This is a genomic window from Paraburkholderia strydomiana, assembly GCF_046030495.1.
GTDB classification, from domain to species: domain Bacteria; phylum Pseudomonadota; class Gammaproteobacteria; order Burkholderiales; family Burkholderiaceae; genus Paraburkholderia; species Paraburkholderia strydomiana_A.
Genome location: NZ_JAQQCJ010000016.1, coordinates 61260 through 81419 on the forward strand (window position 1 = coordinate 61260; position 20160 = coordinate 81419).

General features: G+C 63.8%; 20 protein-coding genes. 10 read left to right on the forward strand and 10 right to left on the reverse strand.

Features of this window, described 5'->3' with window-relative positions; genetic code table 11:
- Positions 1-93: 93 nt before the first annotated feature.
- Positions 94-1008 carry a LysR family transcriptional regulator gene (locus tag PQQ53_RS21445; protein ID WP_408326022.1) on the reverse strand — a complete coding sequence of 305 codons (915 nt, stop codon included), beginning with the start codon at positions 1006-1008 and terminating at the stop codon, positions 94-96.
- Between the two features lie 169 nt (positions 1009-1177).
- On the opposite strand from PQQ53_RS21445, the gene gcl reads away from it, so the two are divergent.
- The 4 genes from gcl to lysM all read left to right on the forward strand — a co-directional run bounded on the left by gcl (position 1178) and on the right by lysM (position 6123).
- Positions 1178-2953 carry a glyoxylate carboligase gene (gene gcl, locus PQQ53_RS21450; protein WP_408152542.1) on the forward strand — a complete coding sequence of 592 codons (1776 nt, stop codon included), beginning with the start codon at positions 1178-1180 and terminating at the stop codon, positions 2951-2953.
- 127 nt (positions 2954-3080) lie between these two features.
- A complete protein-coding gene (gene hyi / locus PQQ53_RS21455) occupies positions 3081-3890 on the forward strand; it encodes a hydroxypyruvate isomerase (RefSeq protein ID WP_408143140.1) in 810 nt (269 codons plus the stop codon).
- Positions 3778-4878 carry a 2-hydroxy-3-oxopropionate reductase gene (locus PQQ53_RS21460; RefSeq protein ID WP_494478689.1) on the forward strand — a complete coding sequence of 367 codons (1101 nt, stop codon included), beginning with the start codon at positions 3778-3780 and terminating at the stop codon, positions 4876-4878. The genes hyi and PQQ53_RS21460 overlap by 113 nt, the downstream gene beginning before the upstream one ends.
- Before the next feature lie 756 nt (positions 4879-5634).
- A complete protein-coding gene (lysM, locus tag PQQ53_RS21465; protein ID WP_408326027.1) occupies positions 5635-6123 on the forward strand; it encodes a peptidoglycan-binding protein LysM in 489 nt (162 codons plus the stop codon).
- A 163-nt stretch (positions 6124-6286) separates the two neighbouring features.
- Here the strand turns inward: lysM and PQQ53_RS21470 are convergent, their stop codons facing one another.
- From PQQ53_RS21470 to PQQ53_RS21495, 6 genes are all read right to left on the reverse strand, one after another.
- Complete coding sequence (locus tag PQQ53_RS21470) at positions 6287-7300, reverse strand: asparaginase (protein WP_408143136.1); 1014 nt, start codon at positions 7298-7300, stop codon at positions 6287-6289.
- Positions 7301-7461: 161 nt separating this feature from the next.
- Positions 7462-8388: a CysB family HTH-type transcriptional regulator gene (locus tag PQQ53_RS21475; RefSeq protein ID WP_042323869.1), complete on the reverse strand. Its 927-nt coding sequence runs from the start codon at positions 8386-8388 to the stop codon at positions 7462-7464.
- Between the two features lie 132 nt (positions 8389-8520).
- Positions 8521-9579 (reverse strand): sulfate/molybdate ABC transporter ATP-binding protein, encoded by a 1059-nt coding sequence (locus PQQ53_RS21480; protein WP_168663257.1) that lies wholly within the window; start codon positions 9577-9579, stop codon positions 8521-8523.
- The gene (gene cysW, locus PQQ53_RS21485) at positions 9579-10661 is read right to left on the reverse strand and encodes a sulfate ABC transporter permease subunit CysW (protein ID WP_408143133.1); all 1083 of its coding nucleotides are present in this window, start codon (positions 10659-10661) and stop codon (positions 9579-9581) included. Before cysW ends, PQQ53_RS21480 begins: the two co-directional genes overlap by 1 nt.
- Positions 10658-11557 carry a sulfate ABC transporter permease subunit CysT gene (gene cysT / locus PQQ53_RS21490; RefSeq protein ID WP_408143131.1) on the reverse strand — a complete coding sequence of 300 codons (900 nt, stop codon included), beginning with the start codon at positions 11555-11557 and terminating at the stop codon, positions 10658-10660. Before cysT ends, cysW begins: the two co-directional genes overlap by 4 nt.
- A gap of 156 nt (positions 11558-11713) precedes the next feature.
- Positions 11714-12754, reverse strand: coding sequence for a sulfate ABC transporter substrate-binding protein (locus tag PQQ53_RS21495; protein WP_408143129.1), 1041 nt, complete (start codon positions 12752-12754; stop codon positions 11714-11716).
- Positions 12755-13063: 309 nt separating this feature from the next.
- Between PQQ53_RS21495 and lexA the strand changes: the two genes are divergently transcribed.
- The 3 genes from lexA (at position 13064) to PQQ53_RS21510 (ending at position 14891) form a co-directional block, all read left to right on the forward strand.
- Entirely contained in the window at positions 13064-13714 is a 651-nt protein-coding gene (lexA, locus tag PQQ53_RS21500) for a transcriptional repressor LexA (RefSeq protein ID WP_408143127.1), read from the forward strand.
- Positions 13715-13786: 72 nt separating this feature from the next.
- On the forward strand, positions 13787-14131 hold the full coding sequence (locus tag PQQ53_RS21505) for a hypothetical protein (RefSeq protein WP_408143125.1): 345 nt from the start codon (positions 13787-13789) through the stop codon (positions 14129-14131).
- A gap of 157 nt (positions 14132-14288) precedes the next feature.
- A complete protein-coding gene (locus PQQ53_RS21510; protein ID WP_408143123.1) occupies positions 14289-14891 on the forward strand; it encodes a DUF2939 domain-containing protein in 603 nt (200 codons plus the stop codon).
- 62 nt (positions 14892-14953) lie between these two features.
- On the opposite strand, the gene PQQ53_RS21515 is transcribed toward PQQ53_RS21510, so the two are convergent.
- A complete protein-coding gene (locus PQQ53_RS21515) occupies positions 14954-15418 on the reverse strand; it encodes a universal stress protein (protein ID WP_408143121.1) in 465 nt (154 codons plus the stop codon).
- 276 nt (positions 15419-15694) lie between these two features.
- Here PQQ53_RS21515 and nodI point away from each other — a divergent pair, with 276 nt between their 5' ends.
- Together nodI and nodJ are read left to right on the forward strand one after the other, a co-directional pair.
- Entirely contained in the window at positions 15695-16609 is a 915-nt protein-coding gene (nodI, locus tag PQQ53_RS21520; protein WP_408143119.1) for a nodulation factor ABC transporter ATP-binding protein NodI, read from the forward strand.
- A 48-nt stretch (positions 16610-16657) separates the two neighbouring features.
- Positions 16658-17485 (forward strand): nodulation factor ABC transporter permease subunit NodJ, encoded by an 828-nt coding sequence (nodJ, locus tag PQQ53_RS21525; RefSeq protein WP_408326030.1) that lies wholly within the window; start codon positions 16658-16660, stop codon positions 17483-17485.
- 127 nt (positions 17486-17612) lie between these two features.
- Here the strand turns inward: nodJ and PQQ53_RS21530 are convergent, their stop codons facing one another.
- Complete coding sequence (locus tag PQQ53_RS21530; protein WP_408143115.1) at positions 17613-18035, reverse strand: hypothetical protein; 423 nt, start codon at positions 18033-18035, stop codon at positions 17613-17615.
- Positions 18036-18588: 553 nt separating this feature from the next.
- On the reverse strand, positions 18589-19641 hold the full coding sequence (locus tag PQQ53_RS21535) for an NADP(H)-dependent aldo-keto reductase (protein WP_408326033.1): 1053 nt from the start codon (positions 19639-19641) through the stop codon (positions 18589-18591).
- Between the two features lie 141 nt (positions 19642-19782).
- Here PQQ53_RS21535 and PQQ53_RS21540 point away from each other — a divergent pair, with 141 nt between their 5' ends.
- Entirely contained in the window at positions 19783-19995 is a 213-nt protein-coding gene (locus PQQ53_RS21540; protein ID WP_042323893.1) for a DUF3820 family protein, read from the forward strand.
- The last annotated feature ends 165 nt before the right edge of the window (positions 19996-20160 follow it).

Below are 20160 nucleotides of genomic sequence, written 5' to 3' on the forward strand. Positions count from 1 at the left end.
TTATTCCCGCCACCGCCGCGAATCCGCCAAAAGATCGGTGCGCACGCTCCGCGCCGCCTCCCGCTCATTGCCCGCGCCGCCTGCCATCACCCGCTAATAAGCCGGCCGGTTCCAGTAATCCTCGCTCGCGTACACCTCTTTCAGATAATCGATGAAATAGCGCACCCTGGCCGGCACATAGCGCTGCTGCGGGTAGACCGCGAGAATGTCGTAGTCGGGCAGCGCGAAGTCGTCGAGCACGGTTTCGAGTTCGCCGCGCGCGAGTTGCTGCTGGATTTCCCACGTGGAGCGCCAGCCGAGCCCAAGTCCTTCGGATACCCAACGATGCAGCAGTTCGCCGTCGTTGCAGTCGAGCGTGCCGCCCACGCGCACCGTCGCCAGCTTGCCGTTGCGGCGAAAATACCAGCCGCGGTTCTGCCCGCCTTGCAGGTTGAACGCGAGACAGTTGTGGTGCGGCAGATCTTCGAGCGATTTCGGCTTGCCGTGACGGCGAAAGTAGGCGGGCGTGCCGCACACCACACGCCGGTTCGATGCCAGCTTCACCGCGACAAAGTTCGGATCGACCGTGCCGCCGATGCGGATCGACAGGTCGTAGCCCTCGCGCACCAGATCCACGACCCGGTCGGTCAGATTGAACGACACCTGCAACTCCGGCTTGTCGGCGAGAAACGCCGGCGCGAGCGGCGCGACGTGCTTGCGCCCGAACGCGGCCGGCGCCGACACGATCAGATGGCCGTTCACCGCGCGGCGTCCGGCGCTCAGTTCGTTTTCCGCCTGGTCCCACTCGGTCAAGAGGCCGCGACAGCGTTCCAGAAACGCGGCGCCCTCTTCGCTGACCACCAGCCGCCGCGTCGAGCGGTACATCAGCTTCACGCCGAGGCGCCTTTCGAGCGCGTCGATGCGGCGCCCGAGAATCACCGGCGACACGCCCTCCTCCAGCGCGGCGGCCGCGAGGCTGCCCGCGTCCGCGACCCGCACGAACGTTTCGATCTGTTTGAAGCGGTCCATCGCTGTCTCCTCCTCTGCAGAACCGGTCACCGCCGGGTCCACGCCTATTCAATACTTTTTGTTTCGGAATAAGCGACCCGCACTGATCTTATCAAACCTTTAGGTCAGGCCTACAGTGGCTTTCAACACGCTTGAGTTCGCCCCAATCCCAGACATTCAGGAGACATTCATGGCCAAGATGAGAGCCGTCGACGCAGCCGTGCTGGTGCTCGAAAAAGAAGGCATCGACACCGCGTTCGGCGTGCCGGGCGCCGCGATCAACCCGTTCTACTCGGCGATGCGCAAGGCCGGCAACATCAGCCACGTGCTGGCGCGCCACGTCGAAGGCGCGTCGCACATGGCCGAGGGCTATACGCGGGCGCAGCCGGGCAACATCGGCGTGTGTATCGGCACATCGGGCCCCGCCGGCACCGACATGATCACCGGTTTGTACTCCGCGCAGGCCGACTCGATCCCTATTCTCGCTATCACGGGTCAGGCGCCGCGCGCGCGTCTGTACAAGGAAGACTTCCAGGCCGTGGACATCGAATCGATCGCCAAGCCGGTCACCAAGTGGGCCGTGACGGTGCGCGAGCCGGCGCTGGTGCCGCGCGTGTTCCAGCAGGCGTTCCATCTGATGCGCTCGGGCCGTCCGGGTCCGGTGCTGGTCGACCTGCCGATCGACGTGCAGCTCGCGGAAATCGAATTCGATATCGACACGTACGAGCCGCTGCCGGTCTACAAGCCGAAGGCGACGCGCAAGCAGATCGAAGCCGCGCTGACCATGCTCAACGATGCCGAAAAACCGTTGATCGTCTCCGGTGGCGGTGTGCTGAACGCAGCCGCCGAGGATCTGCTGGTGACGTTCGCCGAAACTCTCGGCGTACCGGTGATCCCGACGCTGATGTCATGGGGCGCGATTCCCGACGACCATCCGCTGATGGCCGGCATGGTCGGCCTGCAAACCTCGCACCGCTATGGCAACGCAACGATGCTCGCATCCGACTTCGTGCTCGGCATCGGCAACCGCTGGGCGAACCGTCACACGGGCAGCATCGACGTCTACACGAAGGGCCGCAAATTCGTGCACGTGGACATCGAACCGACGCAGATCGGCCGCGTGTTCGGCCCGGATCTCGGCATCGTGTCGGACGCGAAAGCCGCGCTCGAACTGTTCGTCGAAGTGGCTCGGGAATGGAAGGCCGCGGGCAAGCTCAAAGACCGCAGCGCATGGGTCGCCGATTGCCAGCAGCGCAAGCGCACGATGTTGCGCAAGACGCACTTCGACAACGTGCCGATGAAGCCGCAGCGCGTCTATGAAGAGATGAACCAGGTGTTCGGCCGCGACACGTGCTACGTGAGCACGATCGGTTTGTCGCAGATCGCCGGCGCGCAGTTCCTGCACGTGTACAAGGCGCGCAACTGGATCAACTGCGGCCAGGCGGGCCCGCTCGGCTGGACGATTCCCGCGGCGCTCGGCGTGCGCGCAGCCGATCCGCAACGGCCGATCGTCGCGCTTTCGGGCGACTACGACTTCCAGTTCATGATCGAGGAACTCGCGGCCGGTGCGCAATTCAAGCTGCCGTACGTGCATGTGGTGGTGAACAACTCATACCTCGGCCTGATCCGCCAGGCACAGCGCGCGTTCGAGATGGACTTCTGCGTGCAGCTCGGCTTCGAGAACATCAATTCGCCGGAGACCAACGGTTATGGCGTGGATCACGTCGCGGTGGCCGAAGGCCTGGGCTGCAAGGCGATCCGCGTGTTCAAGCCGGAAGAGCTGAAGCCCGCGTTGCAAAGAGCGCAGTCGATGCTCGCGGAGTTCAACGTGCCGGTGATCGTCGAAGTGATACTCGAGCGCGTGACCAACATCTCGATGGGCACCGAGATCGACGCGATCAACGAGTTCGAGGAGCTCGCAGCGACGCGCGAAGATGCGCCGACCGCGATCAGCTTGCTCGACTGAGCGCCGCCGGTTGCGCATTATTGAGCGATGAAATGCGACGGGCAGCGTCGCCATGCCGAGCTGCCCGTCGCTTTCGCCAGAAGCCTCAACACCTATTCCACTGACCGACCAGAGAGACCCACGCACCATGCCGAAATTCGCAGCGAATCTCACCATGCTGTTCAACGAAGTCCCGTTCCTCGACCGCTTCGCGGCGGCGGCGGACGCAGGCTTTCACGCCGTCGAATTCCTGTTTCCGTATCCGTATCAGATCGCCGAGTTGAGCGAGCGCTTGCAGCAGAACCGCCTGAAGCTGGTGCTGCATAATTTGCCGGCTGGCAACTGGGAAGCGGGCGAACGCGGCATCGCGTGTCTGCCGGATCGCGTGGCCGAGTTTCAGGAAGGCGTGGGACGCGCGATCGAATACGCGAGTGCGCTGAAGGTGCCGCAACTGAATTGTCTCGTCGGCATTCCGACGGCGGGTGTCGATGCGGACAAGGCGCGCACGACGATCGTCGACAACCTGCGCTTCGCCGCCGGCGAACTGAAGAAGGCCGGCATCAAACTGCTGGTCGAGCCGTGCAATGCATACGACATTCCCGGCTTCGCGCTGAACCGCTCGAGCGAAGGCCTCGAGGTGATTCGCGCGGTCGGCTCGGACAACCTGTTCCTGCAATACGACATCTATCACATGCAACGGATGGAAGGCGAACTCGCGGCGACCATCAGGAAGAACCTGGCGCAGATCGCACACATCCAGCTCGCCGACAACCCGGGCCGCAATGAACCGGGCACCGGCGAAATCAACTACCCCTATCTGTTCTCGCTGCTCGATTCGATTGGCTATGACGGCTACGTCGGCTGCGAGTACAAGCCGCGCACGACCACCGCCGCCGGCCTTTGCTGGGTGCAGAGCGTGGCCGGGCAAACGCGCGGCGCGGCGCACGTGGCGGCTTGAGCGGCAAATCGGGCGCGTCACGCGTCACGCACCGAAGAAGTGCCGCCAGCACATCAAACAACTCTGGAGATTCAGACACATGGCAAAGATCGGTTTCATCGGCCTCGGCATCATGGGCGCGCACATGGCGCGCAACCTCATCAGGGGCGGTCACTCGCTGTTCGTGAACGGCGCCTATCCCGTGCCGGAGGACCTCGCGAGGACGACCAGCGTGGTCGCGGATTCGACCGCCGTCGCGCAGGCCGCCGACATCGTCATCATCATGGTGCCGGACACGCCTGACGTCGCCAACGTGCTGTTCGCCGACGACGGCGTCGCCGCCGGTCTCACGAAGGGCAAGCTCGTGATCGACATGAGTTCGATCTCCCCGCTCGACACGCAAGCCTTTGCGAAAAAGATCAACGCGCTGGGCGTCGACTATCTCGACGCGCCGGTGTCGGGCGGCGAAGTCGGCGCACGCGAAGCAACGCTGACGATCATGGTGGGCGGCCCGGAAAAAGCCTTCGCGCAGGCAAAGCCGCTGTTCGAACTGATGGGCAAGAACATCTCGCTGATTGGCGAAAACGGCGCGGGTCAGACCTGCAAGGTCGCGAACCAGATCATCGTCGCGCTGAACATCGAGGCGGTGGCCGAAGCGCTGCTGTTCGCGTCGCGTTCGGGCGCCGATCCGGAACGGGTGCGCAAGGCGCTGATGGGCGGCTTCGCGTCGTCGCGGATTCTGGAAGTGCATGGCGAGCGCATGACCAAACGCACGTTCGATCCGGGTTTCCGTATCGAGCTGCATCAGAAGGATCTGAACCTCGCACTCGACGGCGCACGCAAGCTCGGCATCGCGCTGCCGCACACCGCGAGCGCGCAGCAGTTGTTCAGCGTGTGCGCAGCGAACGGCGGCAAGGCCTGGGATCACTCGGCGATGGTGCGCGCGCTGGAAATCATGGCGAACTACGAAGTCGCACAGGCGCCGGGCAGCGAAGCCAAGGCGGCTTGAGGCGGTTCGCTGGGAGGCGCGTGAGCAGCGCCTTTTGCAGAGGGGCTATGTTGCATGTGCCGCTGCTGCATGAGAGCCGCACCGACGCACAGCAGCGCAGTGCAACCGGTCATGCAATGAAGCGGCAGGCCAATCGGGGAGGCACGCCGCCAGCGTCGTCAGCGTGACAGGCGGCGCATACGCAAAAAAAAACCATCAAACCGTCATACCGATTGCCATGATCCGCGCATCGTCGAGATCACGGCAATCACAGGTGGGGCGCCCGTTCGTCGCGCAGCATGCGCGGCGCGGCGGGCAAATCGTGCCGCTCTGGGCTGAGAGCGGCAAGTGGGGTCCGCAGCGGCGCCCGGCGATGCCGGGGAAGCCTTGGTCGGTCAGACGTCGTCGTCGGGTGTCCGGCTGTCGGATTCATCATCATGCTTTTTCCGCCACGCGCGAGTCGCTGCGCCAATCACGCGCGGCAATGGCAATCACGGCTCGCGCCCGCTTGCACGTCCGTTTGCATTTGCTTGCAACTCCCCGTCTTCCCCCGAACCTTTTTTGACACATCATCGCGCGCTTTTCTCCTACACTCGTTGAGTCCGGCTGCACGCGTGACGGACACCACGCGCCCTGAATTGTTTCTGGTGATGGCGCCTGGGCACGGCGTCCTGCCTGTCGCAGCGCGTGTCGTCCTTAGCGTTTGCCTGATTTCTCAACCAGTGCCTAACCCGTGCGTAAATTGTTTTTTGCGCCACCACGTCAGGAGAGTGATCAATGGGTATTCTCAGTTTCATCAAGGAAGCCGGCGAAAAGCTGTTCGGTGCCGCCTCCACGCCTGCGCAAGCCGCACCCGCCGCGCCCGATCTGGCCGCCCTGAATAAAACCGCGGGCGACGCGATCGCCACGTATATCCGCAGCCAGGGCCTCGACGCCACCAATCTTCAGGTCACGTACGACGGCACGAACCATACCGTCACAGTCGCCGGTGAAGCGGCGGATCAGCCGACCAAGGACAAGATCCTCGTCGCCGCGGGCAACGTGCAGAACGTCGACAAGGTCGACGATCAACTGACCGTCACCAGGCCCGCCGCCGCGCCGACGCAGTTCCATACGGTCGTGTCCGGCGACAATCTGTGGAAGATCGCAGAGAAGTACTACGGCAGCGGCGCGAAGAACGATGTGATCTTCCAGGCGAACACACCGATGCTGAAGAGCCCGGACAAGATCTATCCGGGTCAGGTGCTGGTGATTCCGCCGCAGTGATAAGGCCGGCGTGACACGCCCTTCCGTATCGGCGTAAAAAACGCACGCGGAAAACGACAACGCGGCGCTTGGGTCATCGACCCGAGCGCCGCGTTTTTCATTGGGCGTTCACGATATGCAGGACCGGCGCGAGCCGCCGGTCAGCAGAGCTAGCTCCGCATCGTCAGTACGTGTCGAACACCTTCTGCAATGCGACCGGCCCCGTGCCGCCCGCGGCCAGTGCCAGCATCAGCAACACCCGCGCCTTGTACGGATTCAGCGAACCCGCGCTGATGAAACCGAGCGCATCGTCGGCGGCGGCGCCGTTGTGCATCACGTGCCCCGAACCCACGCGCGACGCGCGCACGATCGCCACGCCTTGCGACACGGCATCGGCGAGCGCCTGCAGCATCGACTGGTGAATCGAGCCATTGCCCGTGCCCGCGACGACGATCCCGCGCACCCCGGCGGCCACCAGCGCATCGACGGCGATCCGCGACACGCCCGCGTAGCTCGTGACGATCTCCACATGCGGCCACTTCGAACCGATCACGAACCCGGTGGCGAGCGTATGCGCGCGCACCACGGCGCGCTGGAATTCCACGCGGCCGTCCTGCACCCAGCCGAGCGCGCCGATCTCCGGCGACTGGAATGCGTCGACCGCGTACGTGCTCGTCTTGACCACGTCGCGTGCGCTGTGAATGCGGTTGTTGAACGCGACCAGCACGCCCTGCCCGCGCGAGTCTGCATGCGCGGCGACGGTCACTGCGTTCAGCAGATTCAGCGGACCATCGGCGGACAGCGCGGAGGCCGGGCGCATCGCCGCGGTGAGCACCACCGGCTTGTCGGACTTGATGGTCAGATGCAGCAGATACGCGGTTTCTTCGAGCGTGTCGGTGCCGTGCGTGACCACTACACCATCGACGTCGTCGGTGGCGAGCAGCGTATTGATGCGTTGCGCGAGCGTGGTCCAGAGCGACATCGCCATGTCTTTGCTGTCGACGCTGGCAATCTGTTCGGGCGCGATCCGCGCCACCGTCGACAGGGCGGGTACGACGGCCAGCAATTGATCGACGCCGACGACGCCCGCCTGGTAGCCGGACGTATTGGTCGCGTCCGCGGCCGCGCCGGCGATCGTGCCGCCGGTCGCCAGCACGGCGATGCGCGGCAGCGCGCAAGAGGATGTCAAAGTATTCATGGCGGCGATTGTAAGCGATGCGTCGCGCGCCGCCACGCGGGATTAAGCGGATGCCCGTTCGTTTCGGGCCGGGCCCGCAGTTCGCGCCGCGCTACGAGTGACAGGCGCGCATCGCGTCACGCGCCATACCCACGCCGGAGCTCGACGGCCCGGCGCCTTCCTCAAACCGCCTCGCGCAACTGCGCGGCGATGTCCGCTTCGTTCAGCTGCGGCGCGAACATCTCGATCAACCGGTAAGCGTAGGCCCGCAGGAACGCGCCCTTGCGCAGACCGACGCGCGTCGTGCTCGCTTCGAACAGATGCTGCGTATCGAGCGCGACCAGTTCGGTGTCGCGCTTCGGATCGTAGGCCATGGCCGCGACCACGCCGATGCCCATGCCGAGTTCGACGTAGGTCTTGATCACGTCGGCGTCGATCGCGGTCAGCACGACGTCGGGCAACGCCCCCGCTTTCGCGAACGCCTGGTCGATGTGCGAGCGGCCCGTGAAGTCCTGGTCGTACGTGACGATCGGGAATTCGGCGATCTCGTCGAGCGTCAGATTCGGCCGCCCCACCAACGGGTGATCCTTCGGCACCACCACGACGTGATGCCACGAATAGCACGGGAACGTGACGATATCCGGGAAGCGATCGAGCGCTTCGGTCGAAATGCCGATATCCGCTTCGCCGTTGATGATCATCTGCGCGATCTGCTGCGGACTGCCCTGGCGCAGCGCCAGATGCACCTTCGGAAATACTTCGGTGAACTGGCGAATCACCTTGGGCAGAGCGTAACGCGCCTGCGTGTGCGTGGTCGCCACGACGAGATGGCCGCTGTCCTGATCGGCGAACTGGCGCGCGACGCGGCGCAGATTCTCCGCATCGAGCAGCATCCGCTCGATCAGCTGATGCACCGCCTTGCCCGGCTCGGTCAGGCCCGTCAGGCGCTTGCCGCGCCGGATGAAAATATCGACGCCGAGTTCGTCCTCCAGATCCTTGATCTGTTTCGATACGCCCGACTGCGACGTGTAAAGCACGTTCGCCACTTCCGTCAGATTCATGTTCTGACGCACGGCCTCGCGCACGAAGCGCAATTGCTGGAAATTCATCTGTATGTCTCCGGTTCAGCCAGAGTGGAGTTATTCGTGTTCTATCGAAACACCGGTCGACGCAGCGCTATCCGCTTTGGTCTCCCGGTGTGTTGCCGTGTGATGCGCGCGGTCTGTCGCTGCGCGCCTGCCTCACTGCGCCGGAAAAACGCGCAGTGCGCGCGGCACCGCCGTCACCCCGTCGCCGACCGCCAGTTGCAGATCACGCCACGATTCGCGATCGAGTTCGGCTTCGAGCAGATTGCCTTCACGGCCCGCGAGTTCGACGCGCACCGAGCCGCCCAGCGTCACCACGCGCCGCACGTCGACGACGATGCCTTCACGATGACCCGCTGCCTGCGGATACAACTGCAGATCGTGCGGCCGCACGTAGGCGAAAGCCGGACCGCTGAAACCGGCGGTGATCGCGACCGGCAGCGCGGCGCCGTCGACCACGAAGCCGCTCGCGTCGACCTTGCCGTGCAGACGGTTCGCCGCGCCGAGAAACTCGTAGACGAACGAGGTCTGCGGATGGTCGTACACGTCCTGCGGACTGCCCACCTGCTCCACATGACCGCGGTTGAGCACGACGATGCGGTCGGCCACTTCGAGCGCTTCTTCCTGATCGTGCGTCACGAAGATCGTCGAGATATGCAGATCGTCGTGCAGGCGCCGCAGCCAGCTACGCAGCTCCTTGCGCACCTTCGCGTCGAGCGCGCCGAACGGCTCGTCGAGCAGCAGCACTTTCGGCTCGACCGCCAGCGCGCGCGCCAATGCGATCCGTTGCCGCTGACCGCCCGACAGTTCCGACGGATAGCGTTGCGCAAGCCAGTCGAGCTGCACGAGCTTCAGCAGTTCATGCACTTTCTCGCGGATCACCGCTTCCGACGGCCGCTCCTTGCGCGGCTTCACGCGCAGGCCGAACGCCACGTTCTCGAATACCGTCATATGGCGAAACAGCGCGTAATGCTGGAACACGAAACCCACTTCACGCTCGCGCGCGCCGACCGTCGCGACGTCCTGCCCTTGCAGCACGACCTGGCCGCCGTCCGCGTATTCGAGTCCGGCGATCACGCGCAGCAACGTGGTCTTGCCACAACCCGACGGCCCGAGCAGCGCAACCAGTTCGCCCGGCGGAAAATCGAGCGAGACGTTGTCGAGCGCGACGAAATCGCCGAAGCGCTTTTGCAGGTTACGAACAGTGATACCCATTACAGCTCTCCTTGCTTGAGCGGGTGTTGCTGCGATGCATGCGTCGTATTGACGGACTGCTGGAAAGAAGACGAAACGGAACGCGGCGCGGCGTGCGATCCCGATGCCGCGGCGGTGGACTGCGTGGGCGGCCCCGCATAGGCGGGCACATCGCGCGCGGCCGACAGTTCCGCCGACATATGGCGCTCGGCGAGCAGCTTGAGCCCCAGCGTCACGAGTGCGAGCAGGGCCAGCACCGACGCCACGGCGAACGCCGCCGAGAAGTTGTATTCGTTGTAGAGAATCTCGACGTGCAGCGGCATTGTGTCGGTCTGGCCGCGAATATGGCCCGACACCACCGAGACCGCGCCGAACTCGCCCATCGCCCGCGCATTGCACAGAATCACGCCGTACAGCAGACCCCACTTGATGTTCGGCAGCGTGACGCGGCGGAAGATCTGCCAGCCCGAGGCGCCCAGCACGTGCGCGGCTTCCTCTTCGTCATTGCCTTGCGCCTGCATCAGCGGGATCAGCTCGCGCGCGACGAACGGGAACGTGACGAAGATCGTCGCCATCACGATGCCGGGCACCGCGAAGATGATCTGCACGTCATGCGCCTGTAGCCACGGACCGAACCAGCCCTGCGCGCCGAACATCAGCACGTAGATCAAACCCGAAATCACCGGCGACACCGAGAACGGCAGATCGATCAGCGTGGTCAGCAGCGCCTTGCCGCGGAACTCGAACTTCGCGATACACCACGAGGCGACCAGACCGAACACGAGATTCAACGGCACCGCGATCGCGGCGGTAATCACGGTCAGCTTGATGGCCGCGAGCGCATCCGGATCGGCGAGCGCTTCGAAATAGAAAGCCAGGCCCTTATTCAGCGCCTGATAGAACACGGCCACCAGCGGCACGACCAGGAACAGCGCAAGAAACAGCAGCGCGATGCCGGTCAGCAGCCAGCGCACCACCGGCCGCTCGGTCACCGGATCGGGCCGGCGCGCGACGTTCAGCGGCGCACGCGGGGCCACGGCCGCGACGGCCGCCGTCGCGGTCTGCTCCGCGCGGTTCACGTCATGCCCGGGACGGCGGCTCATTGCACACCCCCACCGATCGCCGCCACACTCGTTGCTGTGCCAGGCGCCGGGCCCGCGCTGCCGCGGCTCGTGCGGCGCTGCAAGTACCACTGCACGGTATTGATGAACAACAGCATGAGGAACGACACCACCAGCATCACCACCGCCAGCGCGGTCGCGCCGGCGTAGTCGTATTGCTCGAGCTTGGTGATGATCAGGAGCGAGGTGATTTCCGATTTCATCGGCACGTTGCCGGCGATGAAGATCACCGAGCCGTACTCGCCGAGCGCACGTGCGAACGCGAGCGCGAAGCCCGTCAGCAGCGCCGGGAACACCGCCGGCAGCACGACCCGGCGAAACGTCAGCCAGCGCGTCGCGCCGAGGCACGCGGCAGCCTCTTCCTGTTCGCGCTCGAACTCTTCGAGCACCGGCTGCACCGTGCGCACGACGAACGGCAAGCCGATGAAGGTCAGCGCGACCAGCACGCCCGCCGGCGTGAACGCGATCTTGATGCCGAGCGGTTCGAGAAACTGCCCGATCCAGCCGTTGCCCGAGTACACCGCCGCGAGCGAAATGCCCGCGACCGACGTGGGCAGCGCAAACGGCAGATCGACCACCGCATCGACGATGCGCTTGAACGGGAACGTGTAGCGCACCAGCACCCACGCGACCAGGAAGCCGAACACCGCGTTGATCAGCGCGCCGCCGAGCGCCGAGAAGAACGTCAGCCGGTACGACGCGAGCACCCGCGGCGACGTGACGGCGCGCACGAACTGGTCCCAGTCGAGCGTCGCGGTCTTGAGAAAGGTCGCCGCAAGCGGAATCAGCACCACGAGGCTCAGATAAGCCACCGTGATGCCGAGTGTCAGGCCAAAGCCGGGCAATGCGCTCGGCTTTCGGAAGGTCAACGTCGTCATGCTGGATACTCGTTCAGGTTGATGCTGGCGGTTTGATCACCGATCTTCGGCCGCCGGATCCGGATTCCGGTTGGCCAAAAGCGCGCCCACTGGGCGCGCTCGGAAGTGGCGCGTTGCCGCGCCGGTGTGTCGATGCCGGTTAGGACATCGACAGCGTTATTGAGGCTGGTAGATCGAGTCGAACACACCACCGTCGGCAAAGTGCGTCTTCTGCGCGTTCGCCCAGCCGCCGAACGAATCGTCCACCGTGTACAGCTTCAGCTTCGGAAACTTCGCGGTCAGGTCGGCCGGCACCTTGTTCGAACGCGGACGGTAGAAGTTGCGCGCGGCGATCTCCTGGCCTTCCTCGCTGTACAGGAAGTTCAGATACGCCTCGGCCAGCTTGCGCGTGCCGCGCTTGTCGACGACCTTGTCCACCACCGCGACCGGCGGCTCGGCCAGAATGCTCACCGACGGCACGACGATTTCAAACTTGTCCGGACCGAACTCCTTGAGCGACAGGAACGCTTCGTTTTCCCACGCGATCAGCACGTCGCCGATGCCGCGCTGCACGAAGCTGGTGGTTGCGCCACGCGCGCCCGAGTCCAGCACGCCGGCGTTCTTATACAGCTTGCCGACGAATTCCTTCGCCTTCTGCGCATTGCCGCCCGGCTGATGTTCCGCGTACGCCCACGCCGCGAGGTAGTTCCAGCGCGCGCCGCCCGAGGTCTTCGGATTCGGCGTGACGATCGACACACCCGGCTTGATCAGATCGTCCCAGTCCTTGATGTGCTTCGGGTTGCCCTTGCGCACGAGAAACACGATCGTCGACGTGTACGGCGACGCGTTGTCCGGCAGGCGCTTTTGCCAGCCCTTGTCGAGCAGACCCTTGCCGGCGAGCGCGTCGATGTCGTAGGCGAGCGCGAGCGTGACGACGTCCGCCTGCAGGCCGTCGAGCACCGAGCGCGCCTGTGCGCCGGAGCCGCCGTGCGACTGCTTGAAGGTGATCGTCTCGCCGGTCTTCGCTTTCCATTCCTTGCCGAACGCCTGGTTGACGTCCTGATACAGCTCGCGCGTCGGGTCGTAGGAGACGTTCAGCAGCGTGGTGTCGGCCGCGTGCGCCGAGGCAATCGCGCCGAGCGCGCCGGCCGCGCCGAACGCGAGCGCCGCGATGAGTTGCTTCGTTTTGCGAGCCAGCCCCGTGTGTCGATGATTCATGTCAACTTTCTCCGCGTGTAGTGCGCTGAAACCAGCGTGATTTGTTCTGTGTCGCGGTCACGTGCACATGAGCGCCAACTGGAAGGCAGTCTATCGAAGCGCTTTCATCATTAAAAATAATGTTTCTTCATTCTTTAATACGCAAAAGTGGTAATGACAGCTGGATAAGGCGTTGCGGCACGAAAACGGATGTTTTGACGCCGATGAGCGACGCCGTAACGGCCCCCAGGGTCACGAACTTAAAGTAAAGCTTGAATTGCGCCGAATACTGTATAAAAATACAGTCACCTGTTCATACATACAGTGGCCATGACAAAACTCACCGCACGACAGCAGCAGGTTTTCGATCTGATTCGCCGGGCGATCGAACGCACCGGTTTTCCGCCCACCCGCGCGGAAATTGCCGCCGAGCTGGGCTTCAGCTCGGCCAATTCGGCAGAAGAACATCTGCGCGCGCTCGCTCGCAAGGGTGTGATCGAACTCGCCGCCGGCGCGTCACGCGGTATTCGCCTGCTGGCGGGTCCGGAAGATTCACCGCATCAGTTCACGCTGCCGCACGCGAGCATCATGCAGCTGTCGCTGCCGCTGATCGGCCGGGTGGCCGCGGGCAGTCCGATCCTCGCGCAGGAACATATCTCGCAGCACTTCGCGTGCGACCCGGCGCTGTTCTCGAGCAAGCCCGACTACTTGTTGAAGGTGCGCGGGTTGTCCATGCGCGACGCGGGCATCTTCGACGGCGACCTGCTCGCGGTGCAAAAGAAGAGCGAGGCGAAAGACGGTCAGATCATCATCGCCCGGCTTGGCGACGACGTCACGGTCAAGCGTCTGAAGCGCCGGCCTAACGGCCTCGAGCTGATCGCGGAGAACCCCGATTACGAGAACATCTTCGTTGAAACCGGCAGTGCGGAATTCGCGCTGGAGGGTATCGCCGTGGGGCTGATCCGCCCTGGCGAGTTCTAAACCACCGCGCCTGTTCGCTTAATCCCACGCTGCCTCAACGCTGCCTCAACGCTGCATCGCCTGGAGAGACTCATGGAACGCCTTGCCCGCCTGTTGCCCTTTCGCCAGTTCGGTCGTTTGCGCCATTTGCGCAATCTGGTGCCTTGCTCATTGATCGAAGCACCGGCTCAGGACTGCGCCTCGCTGTTCGACGCGCCCGCTGATGGAGCGAGCCTGCCGTCGTCATTGCCGGCGTTTGCCCGTGTGTCGTTGAACTCGGGGTTGAATACGGCGGAACCCGCACGGCGCGCGCCGGTGCGCGTCTATCACGGGCCGTCGCGGCTGATCATGGTGGGCACGGTCGAGGCGGTGTGCCGCATGATCGACCGTTGCATTGCCGATGAAGCCAATGTGCACGGTGCAGTCTTCGAGTCGTGAGCGTGTCCTGTGCAGGCAAGAGGCTGCACCATGCCTCGCGCATCGCTGTTGTCGTGCTCGCTTTTCAGACCTGCTGTTCGGATATTTGCATAGAATGGGATTGTTTTTGCGGGGCCGTAGTCCACGTTAAATCCAATCTGATCGGGAGTTCCATTCGATGACAGGTCCGACACGAACCAAGGGCGCCGCCACCCGGCCGCTGCTCATCACGCTGGTTGTAGTCGTAGTGATTGCGGCACTCGGGTTTGCTTACGCGTCACCCTATATCGCGCTGAATAATCTCAAACGCGCGGCAGATGCACGCGACGCGCAAACCGTGAATCAATACGTCGATTTTCCCGCGTTGCGCGAGAGCCTGAAGGAGCAGATCGCAGGCATGCTGACGCGCCGACTGGACGCGGATAACGACAGCAAAATGGCCACCATCGGCGCGATGATCGGCGTGACGCTGATCGGTCCGCTGGTGGATTCCTATGCGACACCGGACGGCGTCGCGGCCTTGTTGAACGGCATGCCGCCGCATGGCGATCCTGGCGAACATCCGCCTGCCGCAGCCACAGAAACGCCTGCCTCACCCGCCGCCGACACCCCCACCACTGCAACGACCCCACCATCGCGGCAAACCACGGCAGGCTATCGCGGCCTCAACGAGTTCGTCGTCACCTACCGGCGCGGCGAAGCCAACGCGCACTACTCGGCGGTCTTTCGGCGCGAAGGTCTGTTCACGTGGAAGCTCGCCGCGATCAATCTGAACGAATGACCGGCCGGCCGTCACGGCCAGCCACTCGCTCCATGCGCGGCGTCCCTACGCAGCAAGCCGCATCAAGCCGCGGCTTGCTGCTGCTCCTGCGCGGAAGAACACGCCACCAGAATGCTGCACGACACGCGATCGAGCAGCGGCGTGTTGCCCGCCCCCATCCACCATCGCGACAAGCCGGTGCGGCAGCGATGCCCGACCACCACGAGATCGACATGCAGGTCGTTGGCGAGGTTCGCAATCTCGTCGATCGGATGACCGAACGCGAAGTGCCCTTGTGCGCTCACACCACGCTCGGTGAGCCAGTCCACCCCTTCCTGCAGGATGTCGCGCGCGGTTTTTTCGAAGCTGCCGCACGCCACATCGGTCAGCAGGCCCGCGCTTTGCGCAATGCTTGAGCGCATGTCCACCACGGACAGCAGATGCGTTTCGGCCTTCAGGTCCAACGCGAGGTCAGCGCCGCAACGCAGCGCCTTGCGCCCTTCGCGCGAGCCGTCATAACACAGCAGAATTTTTTGGTAGCTCGCCATGGTTTTCTCCCTTCGCGCGGGAAGCGCGGTCTGAATGAATCATGGTGCGCCGCAATTCAGGTTGCAAGGGATGGAAAACGCTAAGTGCGCGGACCATGCGCCCTAAACCGGTGCGCGCGGGCTTGCGCCGGCTTCACAGCAGTTTGGCAAATGGATGCGGCAGTGCAAAACCCGGTCTTCGAATCGCCATCTGCCTGCCAACGTCTACCTGCCGATGCCCTAGAATAGGCGGCCTTCCCGGCCATTCGCGTCGTTTCCCGGAGCCTCGATCGAGTTATGCCTGAAGCCGCCATTGAATTCCACCAGGTCAAAAAAAGCTACGGCGAAAAAATCGTCGTCGATGGACTGTCGTTTCATGTCAACGCCGGCGAATGCTTCGGCCTGCTCGGCCCGAACGGCGCGGGCAAGACGACCACCTTGCGCATGCTGCTCGGCATCGCGGCACCCGACGCCGGCGCGATCCGTCTGTGCGGCGAGCCGATCCCGGGCCGCGCGCGCGTCGCACGGGCGCGCGTCGGCGTCGTGCCGCAATTCGACAATCTCGACCCGGACTTCACCGTGCGCGAGAACCTGCTGGTGTTCGGCCGCTACTTCGGCCTGAGCGCCGCGCAATGCCGCGCGATGGTGCCGTCGCTGCTCGAATTCGCGCGGCTCGAAAGCAAGGCCGATGCGCGCGTGAGCGAGCTGTCGGGTGGCATGAAACGGCGTCTGACGCTAGCACGCGCGCTCGTCAACGATCCCGACGTGCTGATCATGGACGAGCCGACCACCGGCCTCGATCCGCAGGCGCGCCATCTGATCTGGGAACGGCTGCGCTCGTTGCTCACGCGCGGCAAAACGATCCTGCTGACCACCCACTTCATGGAAGAAGCCGAGCGGCTCTGTCACCGGCTATGTGTGATCGAAGAAGGCCGCAAGATCGCCGAAGGCGCGCCGAGCGAGCTGATCGCATCCGAGATCGGCTGCGACGTGATCGAGATCTTCGGTCCCGATCCGATTGCATTGCGCGATGAACTGGCGCCGCTCGTCGAACGAACCGAGATCAGCGGCGAGACGCTGTTCTGCTACGTGAACGACGCGCAACCGGTGCATGCGCGGCTCAAGCAGCGCGCCGATCTGCGCTATCTGCATCGGCCGGCGAATCTGGAGGACGTGTTTTTGCGGCTCACGGGCCGCGAGATGCAGGATTGAAGAGACCGCCGCACGCCGAAGCCATCACGACACCGCACGAGACACGCAATGGACGCACGCACTTACGACCCCCCTGGCGACACACCGTCGAAGCAGGAGCCCTTCGCCGCCTTCCCTGCCAACGCCGTCAACTGGATTTCGGTATGGCGCCGCAACTATCTGGTCTGGAAGAAGCTCGCGCTCGCGTCGATGTTCGGCAATCTCGCCGATCCGATGATCTACCTGTTCGGCCTCGGCTTCGGGCTGGGGCTGATGGTCGGACACGTCGACGGCGTGTCGTACATCGCGTTTCTGGCAGCGGGCACCGTGGCGTCGAGCGTGACGATGTCGGCGAGTTTCGAGTCGATGTATTCGGGCTTCTCGCGCATGCACGTGCAGCGCACGTGGGAGGCGATCATGCATACGCCGCTGACGCTCGGTGACATCGTGCTCGGCGAGGTGATCTGGGCGGCCAGCAAGTCGGTGCTGTCGGGTGCGGCGATCATGCTGGTGGCGGGCGCGCTCGGCTACGCGAATTTCCCGTCGATGCTGCTGGCGTTGCCGGTGATCGTGCTGACCGGCCTCGCGTTCGCGAGCATCGCAATGGTGGTGACAGCGCTCGCGCCGTCGTACGACTTCTTCATGTTTTACCAGACGCTGGTATTGACGCCGATGCTGCTGCTCTCCGGCGTGTTCTTTCCCGCGTCGCAACTGCCCGCGGCCGCGCGAGCGGTGACCAGCGTGCTGCCGCTCGCGCATGCGGTCGATCTGATGCGCCCTCCGATGCTCGGACGGCCCCTCGACAACGCGCTCCTGCATCTGGCCGTGCTGGCGGCTTATGCGGTGGGCGGATTTATTGTGTCGGCGATTCTGTTTCGGCGGCGGATGATGAAATAGCCCACGCTTGTCGAATACGTTGAATACGCCGAATGTCCTGGATAGCCGCAGGTGACCGGCGCGCGGCAGTCCTGCGGCAACTTGAGTTGCGTCGGTGCGGGCCTGTGCGTCCGAAGCGCGATTCGCCTCAGTCCTCTTCGTCCGTCCACGGAATGTCGACGTCGGAGATGAACGCCACCGTCGCGAACGGGCCGCCATCCTGGCGTCCGATCTTGCCATCGGCGCGCTGCCATTCGACCCGAAACACCGTGGCCGGATCGTCGGCAATCAGGCGCACGGTCCGAACCTCATCGGGATCGGCTTCCTCGACGGGACCATCGAGCGAAACCTGCAGTTCCTGCGGCCACAGTCCATCGGCGGGATCGTAAATCTTGTCGCCGTCGGGAATCAGCGTGAACGCTTCCACTCCGATGGTCGCCGAAGCGTCGACGATCATCTTGCCCAGCGCGCGCAGCAAGGCAGTCGCCCGTGCCGAATTGGCCTGACGGATTGCCAGATCCCCGCGCGTGAGCGCCTGCTCGAGTTTTGGGTTTGTTTTTTGTTGCGCCATTCGATGTCCTGAGTCCTATCGCTCTGTTGTACGCGGCGCGCACGTCGATAGCGTGCCGCGCTCGATTTTTCGGGCTGAATCCTACCACTGGTGCCCCTCAAGGGGACTGCCTTCGGGCGTGCGCTGCAGTATTGCAGCGCCACAGCCGGTTCTTCCCGGTCGCCTCCGTCCCCCTCAGTTTAGGTCGTGAATCGGTTTCCGGGAGGGACATTTGCCTGCCAGCTGACGAACGCGGTCTTTTCAGATGTGAGCGCGCGACCGCTCCGCCGGTCAGCTACCTCTACCGGCGTGGCGATGATTAGCGCAGGAGTTGGCGTCGTTCGTGACGAGCCGGCTGATCGATGCAAACGCGCATCGCGTTCGCGACCGGCTTGTGCAGGATGTTTTATGCGGTGGAAAGTTGGCACGCGCCTTAAGCACCGGTGTGGGCGAAGCCAACCAAACGAGATCGCGGCCGCTCCGGCGACCACGCCGGAGCAATCCGCAACGCGGGTTCATGCCTGGCTCGAAACCACTTCGAACCAGGCTTGTCGACCCACGCCCGGCGAGCCCATCAAGGCGCCGGGTTCGGCTGCAACTCATGCAGCGCGTCGATCTCCGCGAGCACTTCCGGCGAAAGCTTCACCTCGGCGCTGGCGATGTTTTCCTTCAACTGATCGAGCGAGGTCGCGCCGATCAGATTGCTGGTCACGAACGGCCGGCTATTGACGAACGCGAGCGCGAACTGCGCGGGCGACAGGCCATGACGTTTCGCGAGTTCCACGTAACGCGTGGTCGCCTGAACCGCTTGCGGCTTGCTGTAACGCGCGAAGCGCTCGAACAGCGAGATGCGCGCGCCGGCCGGACGCGCGCCGCCTTCATACTTGCCCGACAGCCAGCCGAACGCGAGCGGCGAATAGGCGAGCAAGCCGATGCTGTCGCGATGCGCGTACTCGGACAGACCCGCTTCATACGTGCGGTTCAGCAGGCTATACGGATTCTGGATGCTGACGATGCGCGGCAAGCCGAGCTTTTCGGCCGCGCGCAGGAACTGCGCGACACCCCACGGCGTTTCGTTCGACACGCCGATGTGGCGTACCTTGCCCGCCTTGACGAACTCGGCGAGCACCGACAGCGTTTCTTCGATCGGCACCGTGTACGCGTCGTCGACCCACGGATAAGCGGGACGACCGAACGTCATCGTGCTGCGATCCGGCCAGTGCAGTTGATACAGATCGACGTAGTCGGTTTGCAGACGCTTCAGGCTGCCGTCGAGCGCTTCGGTCAGGTTCTTGCGATCGAACTGATTGCCCTCGCCGCGAATATGGCGCGGATTGTGCGGCTGACGCGCCGGTCCGGCGATCTTGGTGGCGAGCACGATTTTCTCGCGCGCGCTGCGATGCCCGGCGAGCCACGTGCCGATGTAGCGTTCCGTCGAGCCCTGCGTTTCGGCGCGCGGCGGCACCGGGTACATTTCGGCGGTGTCGATCAGGTTGACGCCATGATCGAGCGCGTAATCGATCTGCGCATGCGCTTCCTGCTCGGTGTTCTGCTCGCCCCACGTCATGGTGCCGAGACCGATCAGGCTAACCTGCACATCGGAGTCGCCGAGTCTGCGGTGTTCCATCTATCTTGTCCTGTTGAATAGGTGAACGGAAAGCGCTGACGTTACCACGCCGGCGCAATGCCTGCATCGAGGCTAGAATGCCAACCGGGCGGGCATCGCCTGCTTTTTCGTACTCAACAGCCAGGCGTCGATCCTTCTGCGATGAATCCCGAACACCTCGAACTGCTGGTCACGCGCGTGATGCCCTACGGAAAATATAAAGGCCGCGTGATTGCGGACCTGCCGGGCCATTATCTAAACTGGTTCGCGAGCCAGGGCTTTCCGCCGGGTGAAATCGGCCGCCTGCTCGCCTTGATGCAGGAGATCGATCACAACGGTTTGAAGCCGCTGCTGGAGCCCTTGCGTAAGCGCTGATACCCGCGCGATGCAAGCCGGTTCGATTAACGCGAAGCCGAATGAAAGTATCGGCGCAGGCAACGTGCAAGCCATATAGGCCGGTACAAATTTATACAGTCTTTTTCTTGCGCCGCGCACTCGCGTGGACTTAAATCGGCATAAGTCATCGCGTCGTCGCGGATG

Excerpts from the sequence above, each read along its gene's own strand:
- nodI (WP_408143119.1), top strand. The coding sequence starts at position 15,695 with ATGCCTGAAGCCGCCATTGAATTCCACCAGGTCAAAAAAAGCTACGGC.
- PQQ53_RS21535 (WP_408326033.1), bottom strand. The coding sequence starts at position 19,641 with ATGGAACACCGCAGACTCGGCGACTCCGATGTGCAGGTTAGCCTGATC.
- PQQ53_RS21480 (WP_168663257.1), bottom strand. The coding sequence starts at position 9,579 with ATGGGTATCACTGTTCGTAACCTGCAAAAGCGCTTCGGCGATTTCGTC.
- hyi (WP_408143140.1), top strand. The coding sequence starts at position 3,081 with ATGCCGAAATTCGCAGCGAATCTCACCATGCTGTTCAACGAAGTCCCG.
- cysT (WP_408143131.1), bottom strand. The coding sequence starts at position 11,557 with ATGACGACGTTGACCTTCCGAAAGCCGAGCGCATTGCCCGGCTTTGGC.
- PQQ53_RS21475 (WP_042323869.1), bottom strand. The coding sequence starts at position 8,388 with ATGAATTTCCAGCAATTGCGCTTCGTGCGCGAGGCCGTGCGTCAGAAC.
- PQQ53_RS21505 (WP_408143125.1), top strand. The coding sequence starts at position 13,787 with ATGGAACGCCTTGCCCGCCTGTTGCCCTTTCGCCAGTTCGGTCGTTTG.
- PQQ53_RS21540 (WP_042323893.1), top strand. The coding sequence starts at position 19,783 with ATGAATCCCGAACACCTCGAACTGCTGGTCACGCGCGTGATGCCCTAC.
- cysW (WP_408143133.1), bottom strand. The coding sequence starts at position 10,661 with ATGAGCCGCCGTCCCGGGCATGACGTGAACCGCGCGGAGCAGACCGCG.
- lysM (WP_408326027.1), top strand. The coding sequence starts at position 5,635 with ATGGGTATTCTCAGTTTCATCAAGGAAGCCGGCGAAAAGCTGTTCGGT.
- nodJ (WP_408326030.1), top strand. The coding sequence starts at position 16,658 with ATGGACGCACGCACTTACGACCCCCCTGGCGACACACCGTCGAAGCAG.
- PQQ53_RS21460 (WP_494478689.1), top strand. The coding sequence starts at position 3,778 with ATGACGGCTACGTCGGCTGCGAGTACAAGCCGCGCACGACCACCGCCG.
- PQQ53_RS21530 (WP_408143115.1), bottom strand. The coding sequence starts at position 18,035 with ATGGCGCAACAAAAAACAAACCCAAAACTCGAGCAGGCGCTCACGCGC.
- PQQ53_RS21470 (WP_408143136.1), bottom strand. The coding sequence starts at position 7,300 with ATGAATACTTTGACATCCTCTTGCGCGCTGCCGCGCATCGCCGTGCTG.
- PQQ53_RS21510 (WP_408143123.1), top strand. The coding sequence starts at position 14,289 with ATGACAGGTCCGACACGAACCAAGGGCGCCGCCACCCGGCCGCTGCTC.
- PQQ53_RS21495 (WP_408143129.1), bottom strand. The coding sequence starts at position 12,754 with ATGAATCATCGACACACGGGGCTGGCTCGCAAAACGAAGCAACTCATC.
- PQQ53_RS21515 (WP_408143121.1), bottom strand. The coding sequence starts at position 15,418 with ATGGCGAGCTACCAAAAAATTCTGCTGTGTTATGACGGCTCGCGCGAA.
- PQQ53_RS21445 (WP_408326022.1), bottom strand. The coding sequence starts at position 1,008 with ATGGACCGCTTCAAACAGATCGAAACGTTCGTGCGGGTCGCGGACGCG.
- lexA (WP_408143127.1), top strand. The coding sequence starts at position 13,064 with ATGACAAAACTCACCGCACGACAGCAGCAGGTTTTCGATCTGATTCGC.
- gcl (WP_408152542.1), top strand. The coding sequence starts at position 1,178 with ATGGCCAAGATGAGAGCCGTCGACGCAGCCGTGCTGGTGCTCGAAAAA.